We start from the raw sequence: 20,047 nt of genomic DNA, 5'->3' as shown, positions 1-20,047 counted from the left end.
TGTTAGCCTTACTCCCTATGTATCGCGTCTTCATTTTTGCTATTCGTTTTGTTCCGCTTCTTTAATGACTTCATCTGGAATTTCAATGTCTTCAATCTCATTAATATTGTAAAAATGGTATTCTACTGTAAGTACACTCTCTGCTGAGCTCCCCGCCTCATCTTCATAAAAAAATTTGATTGTATATTCCCGTATCGTGTAATCAGTTTGATCAATTGCCAAAGACGCTTTTGGACTTCCAGTCTCCACAAAAGTTGTACCGTTCACAGTTTCGGAAGAAGTTGGCTTATAGATATCATAAATTGTTTCATCGGCTTCATAGTAGCTAAATTCATAAGTCTCATCCGTCTTTTCAACGTTTACGCCTTCCAGGTTCTCTATTCTGTCCAACAACCTAATTGCCACTTCATGTTCTGTCATCTCATATTCATAATTCGCTGAGTTACTCGTTTTTTTCCAGCCTTCACCATCAGAATTGACATAGATGTCCTCTCCTTTCTCGTAAATTTCCTCTGTACTCAAAGTGATCTCTGTGTCTCCATCTCCCTGTTTTTCTTCTAAATGAGCATGTGTACGTTGGGGTTCGGAAGTCTCGATCGCCGAAAACAAATAATATGTGTATTCCATTCTTCCATCTTCCCAGGTAATATCATTAAAAACTCCTCCCTCGATTTCATAAGAGTTTACCAATTCGGCTTGCGCGATCGCTTGGGCAATAATTGCTTCTTCTCTCGTCTTATCCTCATCTTCAGCGACCATACTGCACGCTGACGTAAAAATCAACAGTCCAAAAAACATATAGACAAAGGCGTTCCGTCCGCCTCTTTTCATCTGGATCGTCCTTTCGTTCATTTCAACGTTAAATGAACCAACCTTATTGCTTCATGTAGATACAGGAACGTCACTCCCTCTCCTGACGTTCCATGTAGCAATGACTCCCCTTTGATTTCCCTGGAAGTACCTCCATATCAAAGGCATCCTTTCCGTCCATTTCAATCGCAAACGAGCCGAAAGAATACATTCCCTTTGGCACTTCATCCTCGGATTTCTCTTTGAGTGCCTCCTCTTTACGGGTTACATTAAAAAATTCAATGAAACGACGCTCTTTGCCGTAAGAATCTATTTCGTCCCGAATCTCATATTCAAACGCCTCTTCTTCACCGGGTTCCCCTGCAAAAAGGGTTTTTTCATCCACAAACCGCATTCCTAAAGCAAACTGGCCACAATCAGGCTCTCCCGTTGCCTCTCCATCAACATAGCCCGAGGTCGCTACCCACGTACCACCAATCAAGTCCTCTTCGGTAATAGTTCTGCACCCTACCAATATCAATAAGGATAAGCAATATATCAACTTTTTCACATTACTGTCCCCCTCCCTTTAATGACAGGGAAGTGTATTATCAAACTTGTATACTTAGTTCCATCTTCAGGAAGCACTTAGTATCCTCTGTCCCATATTGCTATGTATGTAATTCATTGCGATTTGTGATACAACTGCTAACGCTAAGCCATAAAACCCGTTATATTTAATTCACTTATTTTTTCGTAAAAATTCAGATGTTAAATGTATTGGGAAACACACCTACACATTCGGTGTGTTTCCTTTTAAGGAGAATGACGGGTCGATCCTAGCCTATTTATTCTGCTCTGCTTCTTCAATTACTTCCTCCGGAATTTCGAGGTCCTCAGCTTCTATTTTGTTGATATCAGCAAAAAGAGATTCCAACGTAGTAATGCCTTTCGCTTTTCCACCGTTCTTGTCTTCATAAAAAAACTTCGTCGTAAACTCTTGCACGGTATAATCCCCTTTATTAATTCTGAGAAACACCTCTGGACTTCCGTTCTCTTCAAAGGTAATGCCATCTTTTGTTGCCTCGGAAGGAGGCTCGTTCAACCGATAAAGAAATTCATCTGGTTCGGCATAGCGAATTTCATACTCCGTTTCGGTTTCATCGATCCTCATTTCTTCAATATTTTCAACATGCTCCAAAAACGTAATAGCCGCTTCATAATCGGTGTATTCATATTCAAAGCGATCAGGATCAGACCTTGCTTTCCATCCCTCATCGTCTACATTTATATAAACGTCATCTTCATTTTGATAGATTTGACCCGTAAACACCGTTGTTTTTATTTCCCCAGTACTATATTCTTGTCTATATTGATTGTATGCGAGTTGAAGGGATTCAATCCTTGAAACTGTGCCCAGAAGATGGTTATATTCAGTGCTCCCATCCTCCCATATAAAATCCTCCAATACCCCTCCTTCTACTGTATAAGAATCAACGGATTCTGCTTGCTCGATCGTTTTCGCAATAATCGCTTCTTCTTTTGTTAAATCCTCTTTCGCGTCTGTGTTGCACGCTGACATGAAACACATTAGCCCGAAAGAAACATAGACAAAGGCGTTCCGTCCGCCTCTTCTCATCTGGATCGTCCTTTCTGCCTTCCTCCTGTTTCTCCAGTTTACAAATGAATACTGCCCTTACCTTTAGCTTTAATATGCGAAAGGTTAATAGGTACTGAATGTGTATTAATCCGTTTTAAGGCGAGAGTAAGGGGCATCAAATAACCCCTTCTACCAAGTTTTTCCCTTTCTGCCCCGCCTACTCATTTGCCTCCGCTTCTTCAATCACTTCATCGGGGATCTTTATATCTCTAATTTCATTGATATCATCAAACCGATATTCGATTGTAACCACTCTTTCTGATGAGCTTCCTGTTCTAGCATCATAAAAAAATTTTGTCGTAAACTCTCGAACCGAATAGTCTTCTTTGTCAATTTTGATAAATGCTTCCGGAACTCCAGTTTCCACAAAGGCATCACCCTCCATTATAGAAATCGCTGGGTCATAGAATTCATAGAGAACTTCAGCCATATCAGGAAAGCTAACTTCAAAAGCCTCCTCAGTTTCTTCAATAATTATCTCTTCCATATTCTTTATTTCCTTTAATAGTTGAATCATTGCTTCAAAACCTGTCTCGCTATAATTATTATAGCTTTCAGATTTTATCCATCCTTCTTGATTAAAGTTTACATAGACTGCATCTTCATCTTCATAGATTTCGTCTGTAAACACAGTAGTTTCTGTTTCTCCGTTGCCTTCTACCTCAGTCATTTGGTAATACCCACGTTGAGGATTAGAAAATGAAAGTCCTGAAAGCATAGAATGAGTGTAACTTATGTCTCCATCTCCCCAGGCAATATCATCACGCACCTCAAACTCTAGTGCATAAGAGTTCACCATTTCAGCTCTCTTAATTACTTGTGCAATAACCGCTTCTACTTTTGATAAATCTTCATCTTCAGCGCTCATACTGCATGCAGGCAGAAAAACCAGCATTCCCAAAAAAACATGCGACAAAACCATACGGTTACCTTTCTTCATCTGAACCGCCCTTTCTACTTCTTAACCTTAAGTATCCCCTATTTAACTTCGAAAAAAATGTTCAATCCTTTGAATGATTTTACTCTTTCTCCCCAAACTTCTCTTGAAGATCCCCTTCACCCAAGCGAATATATGCAAAAAAATCAAAATCACCATGTTCATGCTCACGCCGCAACAAGGTTTCATTATTTTTTAGTTCTTCACTGACTGCTGGCCAATTTTGGGCTTCGATTTCCTCTTTCGGATAAGGAAACATTGGATCAAGTTTATGCACCTCTTCCCATCGTTCAAGAAGCTGTTCTGTATGCGCAGTCTTGTACAGCTCTACATTTAATTCATTCCGATTGGGCGAGTTCGGTGTCGGGCGGTTTGACACCTGGACTTCCATTCCCAAGTTCGTAGCAGTATCTTCAACCATTCGTAATGTTAACTTATCCTCTTTATTGGCTTGTTCTTCATCGTGTGCGTTCTCTTTATCTACAAACCATTTCAATTCTCTAATAGCCCTATTATCTACTCTCCCAAATGTTTGATCGTATGCCAGTGCACCAATTTTTTGAAAAACTGTCGCAAGAATAAAGTTCCCAGTATGACTCTCGTAATCCGCGCCTAACTGTTGACGAGCCCAACTCCCCATCGTACTTCCTGCATCCTCATCATAAAAGTACATCACTTCTGATACATTATGCTGCCGGAATCCGATGGAATGGTTGTGTTCGAGCCATTCTTGACGCGTGATATTATATGGATTTTCTGGAAAGATTTCGATTCGAAAGTCTGTTTCCAAAATGGTCATATTCAGCTCACTCGGCTTTTCAATAATGTCCTCTACTCCCATGAACAACTTGTCAGTATGAACTTCTGGATCCAACTTCCCGATTTTGGCCATTTCGGCAATAAAGCGGTCGTAGTTTCTCAAGAGGCCCTCATAGGCGCGCAGGTAGGCGAGCTCCATGGAATGGTCAACGCCGCCTGGTTTCAACTCTTGGCTCATGAGAAAGAGCTCGACTGTCTCCAATTCGTGGGCTAGCGATTCCGTTGATACAAGGACGTGTTCATTGAGGTGGTCGACCAGCCCTTCCTTGTCAGTCGCTACTTTATTGGCGATTTCGCCCATTTTCTCCTGGTCGACCAATTCATTTTGAATGTAGTAATAAACCATCGTTTTCTCGGTAAGCGTTAATTCTTCGCCGGTGCGCATTTTGTCTAGGAGAGGGCGCATCTGGTCTTCGTTCATCAAGTTAGACACAGTCGATGAATCATTGTAATACGAGCGAATTTGTTCGATTGTTTCCTGGGAGAGCATCGCCTCTTTCGTCGTCCATCCTTCGACTTTGCGCACCAAGGCTTCGAGATGTTCTAGTGTTGCTTGGGAAGTTTCGAGCACGGTTTGATTGTTTTGGTCGGTTTCCTCTAAGTGGTCTTCTGCGTCTTCAATCTGTCCCCTCGCTTCTCTCGCTTTGTCGGTTAGGGCTGATGACTCCCAGCGGCCTGTGTGGATCAGATCACTCACCGATTCGTATGCGCTGTTAATGATGTTCGCCGAGTCTCTCGTATAGTTGATGACACGGTTCAAATCCATCTTCACTTCATTCAGAAACTCTGTCCGGACAAGGGTATTGGCATCGCCGTCATAGGAAAGCAAGTTGTCTTTCACCGTCTCAAGCTGGCTAATATGCGTTTCGATAAACTGTTGGAAGAATAATAGTACAGGCAAGTGCAGCGTTGTGAAGTAGTCTTTGATCGCTGCGCCTCCCTCTCCTTGGAGGGTTTCTAAGTGACAGATGGCTTCTACTTTGGATTGAAGCGTTTGCAATTGGTCCCGGTGATCTCGTTTTTGTTCAATCGAACGTTCGATTTCCGTAATCAGTTCATTCGTATCGAGAATCATTTCCGGCCTCCTTCCCTCTTAAAACGATTTGTATGTGAACGGTTTTGATTCTTTCCATCCATTTCTTAATATCCAAAAGGATGAAATTTCAGTGAATGAATGAGGATGATCCTTCAACTTTTAAACAATGAGTCCATCTAGGTGTTAGGAGCCCATACTTTGCGAAAGGGCTTCATCCGCTTCCCCTAGTGTTTGGATATTATTCCATGCTGTTTCTGCCCCTTTACCTAAAGCAGCGATATAACTGATGATCAGTTCATGATACATTTCTTCGACTTCTTTGAATTGCTCAACCGTGCGTAGTTCACTTGTTGAAATAGAAGGAAGTTCGAGGTCGGCGGGGAATTCATTCGCGCCATTTTTCAATTGCGAAAACTTCTCTTCTACATCGCTTTTTTCAAATAAAATCTCAGCCACGGGCTTTTTCCCTCTCTTCTCTTATGAGTGATTCGTTTAACGTAATCGTGTTTTGCATCGTGTCAATACTTGATTGTAGCTGTGCTTTCTTCGCCCTGATATCTTCTAGCAGTTGCTCAATGTGACTTTCAGCGTCATCGAATTTCGCCTTGATGTCATCCCTTAACCCTTCGTGCTCTTCTTTGCGGTTTCCTCGCCACTCATCGCCATCGAGAGCCTTGCGTGTCAAAGTTTCACGGTTGTCTTGGACATTCGGCTTCTCTTCGGATATCGTCGTTCTCGCTGTTTCCAAACGTTCTATATTTCCATGTGCCTCCCCCACACGGGCTCTTAATTCATTGTTCCGGCTTTTTAGGCGTACAATTCGTTCATGCACCGTGGTTTCCTCTCCTTTCTTCCCTTCGCTCCTTTCGTCGAAGGCGCTGCATCTTCATAGTGAAACGACAACAGACACCGTTATCGATCGAGGCGAGTCTGGGCTTTGCTTGACCATCGCAAAATCAACCTCATCGATATGGGTAGATGGAGCGTCTCACTTATCTGGACAGAAAAATTAAGGTCACGTACACTTGACTTAAAACAGATGAGGAGCTCCAACTATGACAAAGCGAGAACGCCGCACATTCACGCCCGAGTTTAAAAAGCAGATGGTACAGCTGTACCAGAATGGAAAAACGAAACGAGCGATTATTGATGAATATGATCTGACTCCGTCCTCTCTTGACCGATGGATCAACCAGGACGAAACCTCTGGTTCTTTTAAAGAGAAAGACAATCGTTCTCCTGAACAGCAGGCGCTTTTGGAACTTCGCAAGGAACTAAAGCAGCTTAGAATGGAGAATGATATTTTAAAGCAAGCCGCGCTGATCATGGGACGAAAGTAAATGTCATTAAACGAAACACAGACAAATACTCGGTATCAGCAATGTGCAGCGTCCTGCAAATCTCCCGTAGTACGTACTACTATAAGGCCAAAGAGCGTCAGTCAGAAGATGATGTAACAGGCGCTGTCATAGAGATTTTTGAACAAAACCGAAGTGCCTACGGCACGCGTAAAATCAAGGTCGAACTGCACAAGCGTGGATTTACGGCTTCTAGAAGACGTATTGGCCGTATCATGAAGGAACAAGGACTTGTTTCGTCCTATACAGTGGCACAGTTCAAGCCGCAGAAAACTCTCTGTAATGAGTCAGCACAGGCAAACGAATTGAAACGCGAGTTCCAGCAGACAGAAGCGAAAAAAGTAGTCGTCAGTGATTTAACATACGTCAAAGTCAAAAACAAATGGCATTACGTTCTTTAATCGCGAAATCATTGGCTTCAGCACAGGAGCAAACAAAGATGCAAGCCTTGTCGCACGGGCTTTTTCTTCCATTCAAGGTGATCTGCGGGATATCCAGCTGTTCCATACCGACCGTGGCAGCGAGTTTAAAAACCAGCTCATTGACGAAACGTTAGCAGCCTTCCAGATTGGCCGCTCCTTAAGCATGAAAGGCTGTCCATATGATAATGCCGTGGCGGAAGCCACATTTAAAATCATCAAAACAGAGTTTATCAGCCAGATGAAGTTTGATAGTTTAGAGCATCTTACGCTTGAATTCAGTGATTATGTTCACTGGTTTAATAAGCTGCGAATTCATGGCACACTAGGCTATGTAAGCCCGGTTGAATACAAACGATCGTCCCTTAAAAAAGCTGTCTGATTTAGTGTTGACAATCCAAGAGACACTGAAATTTAGACATACTCTTTTCATCGTTTGCCATTTGTCTAAAAAAGCCTCACACCCCAGATGCTCTTCTTCATGCCAATTTCCTAAAACCATCTTGATAACATTTGGCTAACAATCTTACATTCTATTAAATGGAAATTACTTCATACCCCTTTATTTTAAATAAGAATGCGGGTATAAAACAACCCCCTTTTGTCATGAATGGATTTTTTGATAGCTGTATGTTTACTCGTTCTTAATTCCGTTTAATCGTTTTCGAATAATGTTTTTGTCCATTTAACCTAAAAAATTCTTGATTGTATAATCATATCTACCCCTATTGTGAATAAGGTCATAAAACCCAACATTCCTTTTTTACTATTTCACCACTCTCCCCTCATGAATTAGCCGGCATCATTTTACACTCCACCCTCACATTTTCTACAAACAAAAAAAGCCTTCGATCGAAGACTTTTCTATCTTTTAAACTCCTAAATTCACTCTACACAGCTCTGAAACTCTTCCAAAACCTTCGATTTGTCTCCGTACACCTTTTCCAAGTGATCCTCTCCCCAATAGCATAAATGATCGAGTGCGGGTTTTAGTCCCCAGCCGTAGGGCGTTAACTCATATTCGACTTTAGGAGGGACCTCGTTGTAAACTTTCCGGGTAACGATCTCGTCCTTTTCTAGGCCTCTGAGCTGAGTAGTCAGCATTTTTTGGGTAATGCCAGGGATTAACCGGCGAAGCTCAGATGTCCGTTTCCGCCCTGTCATCAAGTGGTAAATAATTAACGGCTTCCATTTACCTCCCATTACTTCTAAGGCAACTTCCACGCCTACTTGATACTTCTTTTGAACGTTATTTTTCATCTGTTCAGCCATCCTTACCCCTCCGTTAAAAGGCAATGTTTGCTTGGAACAACCAATCATTTTTATGCCAAAGGTCTGTTTCCATGAAATGCACCAGGGTACTTTGATGTTCCTATGGTACCTGTATCTTCCTATAGCACTCCAAAGTGCGTACTTCCAGATTATTTTCTTACTGTTTATAATAGCATCAGCCATTGATGATGGCTATAAATGAGCTGTTGAGAAAGGTCGTGACGATATAAACATGAACGTGTTAACCGTTGTTTCACATCCGAGAGAAGATTCCTTGACCTTTAAAGTGGCGGATCGTTTCGTACAAGGTCTTGCCGAGGCTGGTCATGAGTCTGAGATACTGGATTTGCACAGGATTGGTTTTGATCCTGTTTTAAAAGGAGTAGATGAACCTGACTGGACTGTTGCGGAACAGCGCTTTTCTCCTGAAGTAGAGGCGGAAATAAGGCGGTTGAAGGAGCATGATGCGTTGGCATTTATTTTTCCAGTTTGGTGGTGGCATTTCCCGGCAATGCTAAAGGGGTATATTGATCGCGTTTTTAACAATGGGTTTGCGTACGGTGCGAACCACCTTCACCATCAGCATGTGTTATGGCTTGGGTTGGCTGGCGTTTCGAAAGAGCAGATGAAAAAGCGCAATTATGATGAAATGATAACGCATCTGTTCAATGTCGGCATTGCCGATTATTGCGGTATCTCCAATTCCAAAGTTGAATTCTTATATGAGACACTCGATTCAAAGCCAGAACATTACGAAATGCTGCTGGATAAGGCCTACCGCTTCGGTTTGAATTATGGCAAGGATGAATGAATGCGAACTAACTGAAGTTTGCCTGAGACATGACGAATTTGATTTTGCGAACAGTGTGTGCTGGAAGTACGGGTGGGGAAAGCTTATGCAACGGACAATCGATTTCAGAATCACATAAGAGCCATGATAGGCTCTTTTTTTGGATGACTACTAACAAATCCACATTCATTCGAACGAATTTGAGCAGTCCACTCAGCTTCTTTTCCCTTTTTGCTTCATATGCCAACTTTAATTGAACGTTTAAATAAAATATCCTTTTGAGCTAATTGGTAGTCACCCATCAGGCGCTTCCATAAAAGAAAGTAAAAAGCCAAATTCCCGGTCATCCTCACGAGAATTTGGCTTTTTGCGGTTTTCACAGCTCTTCACGATGAAAAGTGAGTTTAAGCCTTCCCTCACTTTCTTTCCTACGCCTTTTCTGTTGGCCTTATGACCATTTCGCTAATATCAACATTGTTTGGTTGCTCAATCGCATAGGCAATCGCAGCTGCAATCGAATGAGCAGGAATGGCGTTACGACGGTATTCCACCATAAATTGCTTTGCCTCTTCGTCAGATATATGGTCGGCTAATTCTGATTCTGTTACGCCTGGCGATATTAAATTGACTCGAATGTCATTGCCTACCTCTTGTCTTAAGCCTTCTGTTATTGCACGAACGGCATATTTAGTAGCACAATAAACGGCTGCTGTAGGCGTTACTGAATAGGCCCCAATCGAAGCAATATTAATGAATTGACCAAAACCTTGTTCTTTCATAACAGGCAAAGCGGCTGCAATTCCGTGAAGGACCCCTCGAATATTGACATCAATCATTTGATTCCATTCATCGATTTTTAGGGCTTCTAAATTGGATAATGGCATAATGCCTGCATTGTTCACGAGCACATCAATGCGCTTAAATTTGCTTAATGTAAATCCAACGATACTCTGCATTTGTTCAAAGTTCGTTACATCCAGCGATTGGAACTCGGCTGATCCTCCGTTGTGCTCGATTTCTTCTACTAAAGACTCTAACCGCTCTATTCTCCTCGCACCTAGAACAACATGAGCCCCCTTTTCCGCCAGAAATCTTGCCGTGGCTTCCCCTATGCCACTACTTGCTCCGGTAATCAAAATGACCTTGCCTTTAATACTCGACAAAATGACTCCCCCTTTGTTTTTTAATCACTATCGTTCATTCTTCTCGGTAAAGGACCATTCCAGCATGATAAAGCACGCCATCAATGAACTCTCCATCTGCCGTAAACCCCGTATCGTCTACATATTCAATATAATTATCTGTCACGGTATAACTCCCTTGATAGGCACTTTGTCTATTACCTCTGGCTTCATCATAACGACCATTTGGTAAAAGCTCATGACGAATATACCCATCTTCTGTTACCCACATGCCAACATATGGATGTGAGTCCTTGCTGTTTGGCTCCATTTGGCCTTCTCCCTCCTGGGCTGCGCTATTGATTCCATCACTCTGTAAATCGTTGTCCTCTTGTTCTGTTTCTCCCATTTGCCATCCGATAAAAATGAACAACAACACGATAATGGACAAAGAAATCATTGGCTTCACGACATTTTTCACTTCCTTCTCACCCATTTTGAACAAGAGATCTTATCATCATGATGCGTTCGTACACGATCTGACAGAAATGCTACCGAATCAGCACCCCTTTCTTTTTCTAACGAACGAATTAAAATCAGTATAGGTGAACTTCAGCGATATAAGGTAGTCTATTCATCGTCTCTAATTGCCTGATCCTACAAATCATGATACGATGTCGATACGAAAGCGACTTTGAGAAGACTCCAATAAAGGAGCTGAAAATTTTGAATAATGAATCCCTGAACCAACAAAAGGAATTGATTTCACTGCTGAATCAGCATGTGAAATCGGATGGAACACACGAGACATCAATCCCCTCATTGAAATTAATCCGGGCATCCACAATTACTGAACCAGTGCACGCTGTTTTCGAACCATCGCTTTGTCTGATTGCACAAGGCTCGAAAATCGTTTTGCTCGCTGGCGAATGTTATCAATATGACGCCTCGTCATACTTAGCCGCTTCTGTTCATTTGCCTGTTTCCGGCCAAGTGGTTGAGGCCATTCCTGAAAAACCGTACTTGAGTGTGCAAATCAGCTTTAGTGCTGATCAAATTCTTGATATTATGAAGGATTCTGACCAAATTTGGACGAGTCGAAAAGATGCCCAAAGAGGAATATCAGTCAACAAAACGAGCCAACCATTACTTGATGCCGTATTAAGACTCGTCCGCCTTTTAGACACACCAAAAGACATTCCTATCCTTTCTCCCTTAATTATCCGTGAAATCCTCTACCGTATGTTACAAGCTGAACAAGGAGAGCAATTAATACAGTTTGCCCTATTAGGCAGCCATGCACAGCGCATTGCCAAAGCGATTCGTTTCATTTATGATGATTTTTCAAAACCGTTACGAATCCAGCAATTGGCCACAGAAGTCAATATGAGTGTATCCGCCTTGCATAGTCAGTTTAAAAAGGTGACGGCGATGAGCCCTTTACAATTTCAAAAATTAATCAGGCTCCAAGAAGCTCGGCGCTTGCTATTTGCTGAAAATATAGAGGCAGCAGACGCCGCTTTTCAAGTTGGCTACGAAAGCCCGTCTCAATTCAGCCGTGAGTACGCTAGAATGTTTGGCTTGCCACCTATAAGCGATGTCAAACAGCTTTCTTCCAAATGGTCGTCCGACATCTATTCACATTGATTTCGTTGAAACTGCTTAACCCCGCCCTGAGGTTTTTTCCGACATTTCAACGGCTGGTAGGCTCTAGCGGACTACACTTCCTACAATTATGGATAGACAATGATAAAAAGCCTTCGATCGAAGAAGGCTTTTTACTCATAAATCATTGGCGTGATCTCGTTTTTCTTTATGATTGTTTCCAAAACTTCATCCAACTGTAGACGTCAAGTTGAAATTTACACTTTTTGCTCGTTTCCTTTTTACACATCTGCTGAAAAAATGCTCTTCCGATTTTTCATCCTGTGACTTCTCTCTTCTTCGCTACCATGGATCACTTCCACACGATGAAGTAAGCGATCTAAAATCGCAGTGGTGATGCCTTGGTCTCCGATTAAATTGCCCCATTCATCTGGACTCTTATTTGATGTCAGGATAATCGAACTTCGTTCGTATAAATGGTTAATTAAATGAAAGAATAGGTTTGCTTCTCTCTGGTCCATGGCCATATACATTAAATCATCAATAATCACTAAGTCGGCATTTCTAATTCTCTTAAGCTGAACTTTAGATTTGTTCAGGTATTCTTCTGATTTTAGAAGCTGCACCAGTTCACCCATTGTAGCGAAATAAACATTAAACCCTCTGTAAACAGCCTCAAGTCCAAGTCCAATTGCGATATACGTTTTACCGATGCCAGGAGGCCCTAAAAGGATAAGATTATAGTGTTGCTCCAGCCAGCTTAATTCTCGGAGTTGAGAAAGCTGACGAGCCGTCAGAACGTTTTGTCCTTTCAGCTCAAACTCGTCTAATGACTTCACGAAAGGGAAGCGTGCCCATTTCATTCTTTTCTCAAGGCTTTTCTCTTCGCGTTTGGCTAATTCATATCGAGTGAGAGACTCTAAAAATTCCAAGTAGGTCCATGATGCTTTTTCAGCTTCGCGAAGAAGCTGTGGCAGCTCCTCCGCAGTCTCTGCTAGGCGTAGCTGACGAAAGTGATCTTGTAGTTCATGTACGGTTTTGTTCATCATGTTCTACCTCCTAAAATGCTAGTATAGGCATTTAGAGAACGGGTAGAGGCTTTGAGATGAGAATGGTTTGGCGGACTCGTGTAAAAAGATTGTGCTTCTTCAATCGGCTCATCTCGTAAAGCATCAAGGTGATGAGCGATATCGCGAAAGTCATTCGCATTGTAAAGCTTTTCTGTCGTGCACTTGGCCAAAACAGTATCAATTATAGCCGGGTATTGTTGGCTCACCTTATGAATAATTGTAAACTGATCTCTCCGATACCTCGGGTATCTTTGGCTAATCTCATCTAAATAGGCAGCTGCCTGAACCTGATCTTTAAAGTGAGAGAGGAGACGTTGTTTAAACTCTTCCACACCTTTGGAGCGATCACGAGTATGGTGACGGTTTTGAATCAGCTTTCCCTTTTCAGAGCTGATCCTATGCTCGGCAATCACTTCACCATTTGCTTCTTTGCGGATGATCAGGGCGTTGTGATCTTCTTCCCTTATTTCAATCCACACAAGATTCTCACTCCTATTTTGATAAGTCCCCAGTGGGACAGAGTAACGGTTTGACTTGTACCGGATCGTATTGTCCTTACTAACACTTCTTGTTATACTTTGGTTATGGGTACTTTCATATGAAAGTAACGAAGAGACTGGCTGTAAGTGTTGCTTTTCGAGGAGAAACACTTCTGCTGGTCTTTTTTTCGTTGTCTGGTGAACCTGGTGGTTTCCCGTACGCTTGAGCCATTGCCTTGCCCGTTCATTCCAATCTTCTATATCTCTAAACACACGACTGTCAGCGAAGTTGCCTTTTATGTATTTCACTACATTTTCAATCATCCCTTTAGATTCTGGATCCGCTCTTCGGCAAAGGTGAACGTTGAATTTACGCTCGTTTACATAGCTTTGAAACTCAGCTGTTAAAAGTAGTTGACCTGCATTTTCACTTACTGAGATTAAGTGATCCTGATCATAGACAATTTCTTCGGTTCGTCCTCCATAGAACTGGAAGGCATGTTCGTGACAACGAATCGCATCTCTTGTGGTGAATGGACGTGCTTGCCATTCCATATATTTTTGTCGCGAGTGAACGAGTACAAAGGCAATAAAGTACAGTTTGATTTCCTTGTTGTTCACTGTTTTCTGTTTTGTTTCTCCCCAGTCTACCTGGAGTTGTTTACCCATTGGTTGTTCAGGAACTGCTTCGTATTGCCGGACAATCCCCTTTTTCTCAATCTGATAAACTTCTCGCACCCCCCTCACATATGTTCTTACAGTACTTCCGCCGACCACTAGGTCGGGGTATCTTTCTAAAAGCCAATCATGGATCTGAGCACTACTTAGGTGGGGATACTCTTCGAGCCAGGCCAGTATCCAGTCCTTATAGTGATCTAGTTTTTTCTTCTTTCCCAAGGGCTGTTCAGTATACGCCTTTGCCTCATCGAATGTCATTTCTAAGTACTTATAGACAGTCGGTCTTGAGATTTTAAGCTCCTTAGCGATTTGCGCTACTTTAAACTTTCTCTTATGTAATTCCTGAATCTTAATATATAACACTAACTTCTCCTCCAAGATCCTAACCCCCAGTAAAATAACATCACGATCTATTTTACTAAAGAGGTAGATTGATTGAGCAAAAGTGTAAAATCTTATCGATCAAAAAGTGTCAACTTTATTCTAGCGTTTACACCAACTGATCAACTTTTTTTACGATGGCCGTTAGTTGCTCTCCCGAATGCTCGATTTCATCAAACCCACTGGTCGCTGCCTGATAAGCAAAAGAAAGAAGGTCCAATTTAATTTCCGTCAATGAAAGCCTTATATAATATACGTCCATTGCCAAGCCTCCCTCTACAATCATGAAATTAGCTGACTATAGAGAAAAGCTATCACATAATCCAGTTGTTTCTGGTACTTGTCGGCGTACCGTTTTAAAAATTTTTGAAGGGAACTTTTCGGTGGGTGTTTTTAATGGCTAATGGAAAGAGACAAAAAATTAATTTCAGCCATATTGAAAGGACTGTAGAGGCATCGGTGTATAGGTAGGGTAGGATCATTTGTACGCAATGATTAGACCGCATTGTCTTATTTTCGAAAGCGATTAAAGTTGAACGTAAAAATGGCAATAAGAATAGTAGGTAAAACGAGAAGCAACAAAGCCAGCGCCAATACAAGGGAATAGTTGTAGAAACGATAGAGAAAAAGCAATAGCATTCCACCGGAAACCACATACATCATTTTCCCCATGAACCTATTCAACTTGAATGTGTCAATTTTCTCTTTTTCCTTTTTGCTCATGGCATTTAACCCGGCAATTAAGAAATCGCCTTTTCCAATAAAAAGCAGAGTCGATATTCCGAAGAAGAGACTGATCATAAGGAAAAAAAGTAGTATCATACCACATGCCCTCCACCTTAAAATAGAAGAAAACAAGTTACAGTAGAAAACCGCCTGTACGCCCAACTAGGCATACAGGCAGTTTAGTTTTAAACTAGCTCTTTCTCCGTTTTTACAACCGGACGTCCCACAGAATAATAATTCAATCCAGCTTCTTTCATTGTTTCGATGTTAAAGCAATTGCGCCCATCAAATACTACCGGCTCTTTTAAATTCGCTTTAAAATCTTCAGGAGTGAGGGCACAAATCTCATCCCACTCTGTTACCACAAAAGCTGTATCTGCGCCTTGAATAGCAGCAAACGCATTGTCTGCGTAATCGACAGCAGCAGGAAGTACGTTTCTGGCATTCCCCATGGCGATTGGGTCATAAGCAACAACACGAGCGCCTGCTAAAATAAGTTCTTGCGCTAGAATAATAGAAGCCGCTTCACGCATATCATCCGTATTCGGCTTAAACGCCAGCCCTAACATCGCAATCGTTTTACCACGCAACGAACCAAAATGTTCTCGTGCTTTTTCCACAAGCAGGCGTTGTTGCTTATAATTGACTTCAATGACTGCCTTTAACAGTGTAAATTCATGCTCCACATTGCCCGCAATTTGCACAAGCGCGCTCGTATCCTTCGGAAAACAGGAACCACCATAGCCAATCCCAGCATTTAAAAATTTGTCGCCAATCCGCTTGTCTTGTCCCATGCCTTTCGCAACGTCATCTACGTTCGCATTCAATTTCTCGCACAAATTAGCAATCTCATTAACAAAACTGATCTTTGTGGCAAGAAACGCATTCGACGCATACTTAATCATCTCAGCGCTGCGAATGTCCGTCCGAAAGACAGGAATGCCAAACGGCTTGTTGATTTCCTCAATCAAATCACCAGCAACTGTACTGTCGGCACCAATGACGATACGGTCACCATGGAACGTATCATGTACCGCTGAACCCTCACGCAAAAACTCAGGGTTGGAAACAACATCAAATGGTACATCCGTATTCTTTTCAATATAAGATTTAATATAATCATTAGTTCCAACTGGCACCGTGCTTTTCGTGACAACAACCGCATAATGGGTAAGGTGCTCAGCAATGTGGTCTGCGACCGCTTCAATAAAACGGAGATCAGCCGTGCCATCGGCCTTCTGGGGAGTACCCACCGCTATGTAAATTGCATCCGCGCCCGCAAACGCTTGCTGATGCTTAGTGGTAAAGGACAATCGACCTGCATTAATGTTTTTCGTCATTAGCTCCGACAAACCCGGTTCATAAATGGGAGAAACACCGCTTTGCATCAATTCAACTTTCTTCTCGTCAATGTCTACGCACGTAACCGAATGGCCAATATCCGACAAGGCAACGCCGGTTACGAGGCCAACGTAGCCGGTGCCGACGACGGCGATGTTTTTCATAAGGTATTAACCCCTTCTAATCGGTATTTAACTTCTTTAATGCTTTAAACGTTATAGAAAGATTTGAAATTAAGATCGTACACTCTACTAGAATTACTAAAAAAGCCATGCCAAATTCATCGCCGAAAAAAGTAAACGGGTATGATAAACTTAGAAAAATTAGACCACCAATCATATATACCTTATTCAATACCTTTTGTTTATTCATCGAGTATAAAATTCTTGATAAAATTGTGTTTAAAATACCCAAAAAAATTATATACGAAAACAAGCCTACTAATTTGCCAATAGTGTGATTCAATTCACCTACAACTAATAGAACAATATAGTCTAATAAACTATTTAAGATAATCACAATTAAAAGACTGCTAATTAAAAAGCTCGTTAATATTATTTTAATTATTCTATTGTAATGCTTTTTGTCCTTTTCATATATGTTACAAATAAAAGGATATAGAGCTTGCGTAAAGGGTTGAGACAAACCAAAGAAGGCACTTTGTATTCTCTGACCAATTCCATAATTACCAGCTGATAAATTACCGGAAATCATGCCAACTAAAAGTAGAGGACCGTTATTATAAAAATTTATCCAAAGAGTAGTTAAAAATACATAAAAGCCTTCTTTTAACTCCTGTTGAATTCTTATTGGGCTGAATGACAATTTAATTTCATATTTCAATTTGAACTTTATAAAATACAGTGCCAAAAAACCTGGTACTACATAATACAAAGTTTGTAAAAAAACAGCTAAATAAAGATCCTCAATAGAATTAACTAAACTAAAAACAAATACAGTAACTAAAAAACGCGCAATTATATTAACATATGTTATTACACCCATTTTTTCAAGGCCTTGGAATAACCAAATTGGAAAAAGTGTATTTCCCAATAAGATTAGATAACTTATCCCTATACAAATACGCATTGTTTTATCGAAAGGGAGAATAGTTAACAAAAAAAATATAATACCCCCTGCGATTAACGTAAAAACTATTTTTATTGAAAGGACATCAATAAATTTTTGATTTACTTTGTTATGATCTTGTTTATTTATTGAAATATATTTAGTAGCAGTTATGTTAAACCCGTAATCAATTATAACATTTATAAATATCATAATAGATGTACATAGCATCAATATACCGTAATTCCCCACACCTAAGACTCTTACCAAATATGGAAAAGTCAGTAACGGAAATATATAATTACTACCTTGCAAAACTATTAAAGAGAATATATTCTTAAAAAGCCTTTTATTTACCATTTTTCCTCCGTAATAAAACTGGGAGACTTATTTTTACTATCTTGCGTAAAAAGATAACACTTTTTATAGAGCCATTAAAATAAGACTTTAATAAGATTTTTATAGTATATATCTTGCCATATTTTTGTTGATAAAATTCAAGTAAATATTTTGCAATAAAAGCATATTTTGCACGTTCCGTAAAAAGGCTTAAATTTGCTTCAAACCAGTTTAGGGATGCTTTGTAGTCTCTATTATTACTTTTTCTATCTTCTCTAGGATCAACGTGCCAAACTGTTAATTTCTCATTCAAATGGATAAACCTAGCGCCCATTTCCCTAAGTCGTAAGCAAAAATCCCAATCTTGATGTTTACTCAATTCTTCATTAAACATTATTCTTTTTGCTAAACTTGTTGGTAACAAGTATGTGCTAGTTTGAACAATATTGTTTTGCACTAAGATGTATTCCATTATGTCTGTCGAGTTGTTATAGGTTATCTGATCTTTAGCCAATAATTTTTTACCATTATTTAACATTAAGTCTGTAAAACAAATAAAATTTTCATTGTCTAACTCACAAATTTTTTTTATTTGTAGTTCCAGTTTTTCTGGCAACCATTCATCGTCAGAATCTAAAAAGGCTATATATTTTCCTGTACTATTTTTTATTCCTATATTTCTAGGTAACTTCCCCTTTGAATTTTTATCAAGTTTAATGTATTTAAATCGTTTGTCCGTAATTGATTCTAATAAACTTTTTGTGTCATCTGTCGACGCATCATCCACTACAATCAATTCAATATTGTCATATGTTTGATTAAGTACACTATTAACTGCTCGTTTCAATACGTTTGCTCGGTTGTATGTAGGTATTACAACACTAACTTTAGGTCTCGACATAATTTAATTCAAGTTCTCCCTGTATTAATTTTTATAGCCAAAAAAGCGTAATTTAACAGCCCCATGAAAAAGAACAACTTCATATTACTGTAGGTTAGATCGCCGGAAACATTTGCATTTATAAAGTAAAAGATAAACAAAGCGCCCAAGACCCTAAATGTTAAATTATGGTCTTCCGTGTATTTTTTTAGTCTCACTCTCTTAATAAAGGAAATAAATACAATAGATATTGAAAGCAAGATAAGTAGGAAACCCACTAAGCCCAGTTCAGTTAAAGCCTCAATAAAGATATTATGAGGATATCTCCTATAGTCATATCCATGTGTCAAAACTCCAAATGCGCCAATACCTTTTCCTAATAGTGGATTCTCAAAAAAATAATCTACTGCCCTGGAAATTAAATTCATTCGAGACAATTCGCCGTACTGTGATTCAGCATCCAATATAGAGAACCTACTAATAATGTACTCTAAATCAAAGAAATTCAATACTACAAACCTAATAAAAACGATCCCTGAAGTAATTACTAATATACTCTTAAAATAGGTTTTTAATAAGTACTTAAGAGTTACACTTTTATTTGAATAAAATACATCTATTGCAATAATTGAAATCAATAATGCAATCAACGGGCCTTTTGAACCAGATGCCAAAAGAATAATTAATAATATAGTCATTAAAACATACTTCAGTACAGCCCATTTCTTAGAAAGAATGAAGTATGTCATAATAGCCACTTCCCCAACTAACCTAGCAAGCCATATAGGATTAATTTCTCCAATTTCCAGTCTTGAATATTGGCTAATATCATAAGCCCCATTATAAAAAATCACAAATATCAATAATAATATGTCTAGTACAAAGTAAACGTAAAGGAACTTTCTAATATCGTCCATTGTATATGTCGTTACTAAAGGATATGTTATTAAAATGAAAGCCACAACGCAGCCAATTGTTTTTGTATACCCATACAAGGTTGCAGGGGTTATATATAAATAACTAATGACTACATAGGAAGCAAACAAAAGCATAGTAAGACATAGGATATTAAATCTGATTTTATGGAAATTAATAATTGTACTCACGATTAAAAGTATAATTATTAAACCTAAGGCCATACCTTTTAGGTTATATAAAAAACCAATAGAGTTATATATATATTCAGCATTAACCAGGACATTTAATATAAAAGCATTTAAAATTATAATAACTGATGATTGATTTGAACTCTGGTTCATTTTTACTCCTGCCTAAGTTA

Annotated in this window: 20 protein-coding genes and 1 pseudogene; 3 read left to right on the top strand and 18 right to left on the bottom strand. The window is 39.9% G+C overall.

The window, feature by feature from the left end:
* Positions 1 to 39: 39 nt before the first annotated feature.
* The 7 genes from BC8716_RS08950 to BC8716_RS08920 form a co-directional block, all read right to left on the bottom strand.
* Positions 40 to 831 carry a DUF6612 family protein gene (locus tag BC8716_RS08950; RefSeq protein WP_094424978.1) on the bottom strand — a complete coding sequence of 264 codons (792 nt, stop codon included), beginning with the start codon at positions 829 to 831 and terminating at the stop codon, positions 40 to 42.
* A gap of 70 nt (positions 832 to 901) precedes the next feature.
* On the bottom strand, positions 902 to 1,360 hold the full coding sequence (locus BC8716_RS08945) for a hypothetical protein (protein WP_094424976.1): 459 nt from the start codon (positions 1,358 to 1,360) through the stop codon (positions 902 to 904).
* A gap of 273 nt (positions 1,361 to 1,633) precedes the next feature.
* Positions 1,634 to 2,428 (bottom strand): DUF6612 family protein, encoded by a 795-nt coding sequence (locus tag BC8716_RS08940; RefSeq protein ID WP_094424974.1) that lies wholly within the window; start codon positions 2,426 to 2,428, stop codon positions 1,634 to 1,636.
* A 178-nt stretch (positions 2,429 to 2,606) separates the two neighbouring features.
* Positions 2,607 to 3,389, bottom strand: coding sequence for a DUF6612 family protein (locus BC8716_RS08935; RefSeq protein WP_094424972.1), 783 nt, complete (start codon positions 3,387 to 3,389; stop codon positions 2,607 to 2,609).
* Positions 3,390 to 3,468: 79 nt separating this feature from the next.
* Positions 3,469 to 5,280 carry an LXG domain-containing protein gene (locus BC8716_RS08930; protein WP_094424970.1) on the bottom strand — a complete coding sequence of 604 codons (1,812 nt, stop codon included), beginning with the start codon at positions 5,278 to 5,280 and terminating at the stop codon, positions 3,469 to 3,471.
* Positions 5,281 to 5,424: 144 nt separating this feature from the next.
* On the bottom strand, positions 5,425 to 5,697 hold the full coding sequence (locus BC8716_RS08925) for a YwqI/YxiC family protein (protein ID WP_073304564.1): 273 nt from the start codon (positions 5,695 to 5,697) through the stop codon (positions 5,425 to 5,427).
* On the bottom strand, positions 5,690 to 6,073 hold the full coding sequence (locus BC8716_RS08920; RefSeq protein WP_094424968.1) for a YwqH-like family protein: 384 nt from the start codon (positions 6,071 to 6,073) through the stop codon (positions 5,690 to 5,692). Before BC8716_RS08920 ends, BC8716_RS08925 begins: the two co-directional genes overlap by 8 nt.
* 223 nt (positions 6,074 to 6,296) lie before the next feature.
* On the opposite strand from BC8716_RS08920, the pseudogene BC8716_RS08915 reads away from it, so the two are divergent.
* Positions 6,297 to 7,400: pseudogene (locus tag BC8716_RS08915) on the top strand (IS3 family transposase).
* A gap of 503 nt (positions 7,401 to 7,903) precedes the next feature.
* On the opposite strand, the gene BC8716_RS08910 reads toward BC8716_RS08915, so the two are convergent.
* Entirely contained in the window at positions 7,904 to 8,290 is a 387-nt protein-coding gene (locus tag BC8716_RS08910) for a winged helix-turn-helix transcriptional regulator (protein ID WP_094424966.1), read from the bottom strand.
* Between the two features lie 232 nt (positions 8,291 to 8,522).
* Here BC8716_RS08910 and BC8716_RS08905 point away from each other — a divergent pair, with 232 nt between their 5' ends.
* Positions 8,523 to 9,101, top strand: coding sequence for an NAD(P)H oxidoreductase (locus BC8716_RS08905; protein ID WP_094424964.1), 579 nt, complete (start codon positions 8,523 to 8,525; stop codon positions 9,099 to 9,101).
* Positions 9,102 to 9,508: 407 nt separating this feature from the next.
* Here the strand turns inward: BC8716_RS08905 and BC8716_RS08900 are convergent, their stop codons facing one another.
* Positions 9,509 to 10,243, bottom strand: a complete 735-nt coding sequence (locus BC8716_RS08900; protein ID WP_094424962.1) for an SDR family oxidoreductase — start codon at positions 10,241 to 10,243, stop codon at positions 9,509 to 9,511.
* 34 nt (positions 10,244 to 10,277) lie between these two features.
* Positions 10,278 to 10,532 carry an Atu4866 domain-containing protein gene (locus tag BC8716_RS08895; RefSeq protein ID WP_094429208.1) on the bottom strand — a complete coding sequence of 85 codons (255 nt, stop codon included), beginning with the start codon at positions 10,530 to 10,532 and terminating at the stop codon, positions 10,278 to 10,280.
* 395 nt (positions 10,533 to 10,927) lie between these two features.
* On the opposite strand from BC8716_RS08895, the gene BC8716_RS08890 reads away from it, so the two are divergent.
* The gene (locus BC8716_RS08890) at positions 10,928 to 11,848 is read left to right on the top strand and encodes an AraC family transcriptional regulator (RefSeq protein ID WP_257007594.1); all 921 of its coding nucleotides are present in this window, start codon (positions 10,928 to 10,930) and stop codon (positions 11,846 to 11,848) included.
* A gap of 239 nt (positions 11,849 to 12,087) precedes the next feature.
* On the opposite strand, the gene istB is transcribed toward BC8716_RS08890, so the two are convergent.
* The 8 genes from istB to BC8716_RS08855 all read right to left on the bottom strand — a co-directional run bounded on the left by istB (position 12,088) and on the right by BC8716_RS08855 (position 20,027).
* Positions 12,088 to 12,852, bottom strand: a complete 765-nt coding sequence (gene istB / locus BC8716_RS08885) for an IS21-like element IS643 family helper ATPase IstB (protein WP_094429144.1) — start codon at positions 12,850 to 12,852, stop codon at positions 12,088 to 12,090.
* Entirely contained in the window at positions 12,852 to 14,396 is a 1,545-nt protein-coding gene (istA, locus tag BC8716_RS08880) for an IS21 family transposase (protein ID WP_094429138.1), read from the bottom strand. Before istA ends, istB begins: the two co-directional genes overlap by 1 nt.
* 127 nt (positions 14,397 to 14,523) lie before the next feature.
* Entirely contained in the window at positions 14,524 to 14,676 is a 153-nt protein-coding gene (locus tag BC8716_RS22290) for a hypothetical protein (RefSeq protein WP_157730384.1), read from the bottom strand.
* A 248-nt stretch (positions 14,677 to 14,924) separates the two neighbouring features.
* Complete coding sequence (locus BC8716_RS08875) at positions 14,925 to 15,236, bottom strand: DUF3784 domain-containing protein (RefSeq protein WP_257252076.1); 312 nt, start codon at positions 15,234 to 15,236, stop codon at positions 14,925 to 14,927.
* Positions 15,237 to 15,325: 89 nt separating this feature from the next.
* Positions 15,326 to 16,645 carry a UDP-glucose dehydrogenase family protein gene (locus tag BC8716_RS08870; protein ID WP_094424958.1) on the bottom strand — a complete coding sequence of 440 codons (1,320 nt, stop codon included), beginning with the start codon at positions 16,643 to 16,645 and terminating at the stop codon, positions 15,326 to 15,328.
* A 16-nt stretch (positions 16,646 to 16,661) separates the two neighbouring features.
* Positions 16,662 to 17,909 carry an oligosaccharide flippase family protein gene (locus BC8716_RS08865; RefSeq protein WP_073304554.1) on the bottom strand — a complete coding sequence of 416 codons (1,248 nt, stop codon included), beginning with the start codon at positions 17,907 to 17,909 and terminating at the stop codon, positions 16,662 to 16,664.
* The gene (locus tag BC8716_RS08860) at positions 17,899 to 18,789 is read right to left on the bottom strand and encodes a glycosyltransferase family 2 protein (RefSeq protein ID WP_073304553.1); all 891 of its coding nucleotides are present in this window, start codon (positions 18,787 to 18,789) and stop codon (positions 17,899 to 17,901) included. The genes BC8716_RS08865 and BC8716_RS08860 overlap by 11 nt, the downstream gene beginning before the upstream one ends.
* Positions 18,790 to 18,797: 8 nt before the next feature.
* Positions 18,798 to 20,027, bottom strand: a complete 1,230-nt coding sequence (locus tag BC8716_RS08855; protein WP_073304551.1) for an O-antigen ligase family protein — start codon at positions 20,025 to 20,027, stop codon at positions 18,798 to 18,800.
* Positions 20,028 to 20,047: the final 20 nt, after the last annotated feature.

Origin of the sequence: Shouchella clausii (genome assembly GCF_002250115.1) — a bacterium.
Taxonomy (GTDB): Bacteria; Bacillota; Bacilli; order Bacillales; family Bacillaceae_D; genus Shouchella; species Shouchella clausii.
Note: the sequence above shows the minus strand (reverse complement) of the source record. Positions and strands in the feature narration are given on the sequence as shown.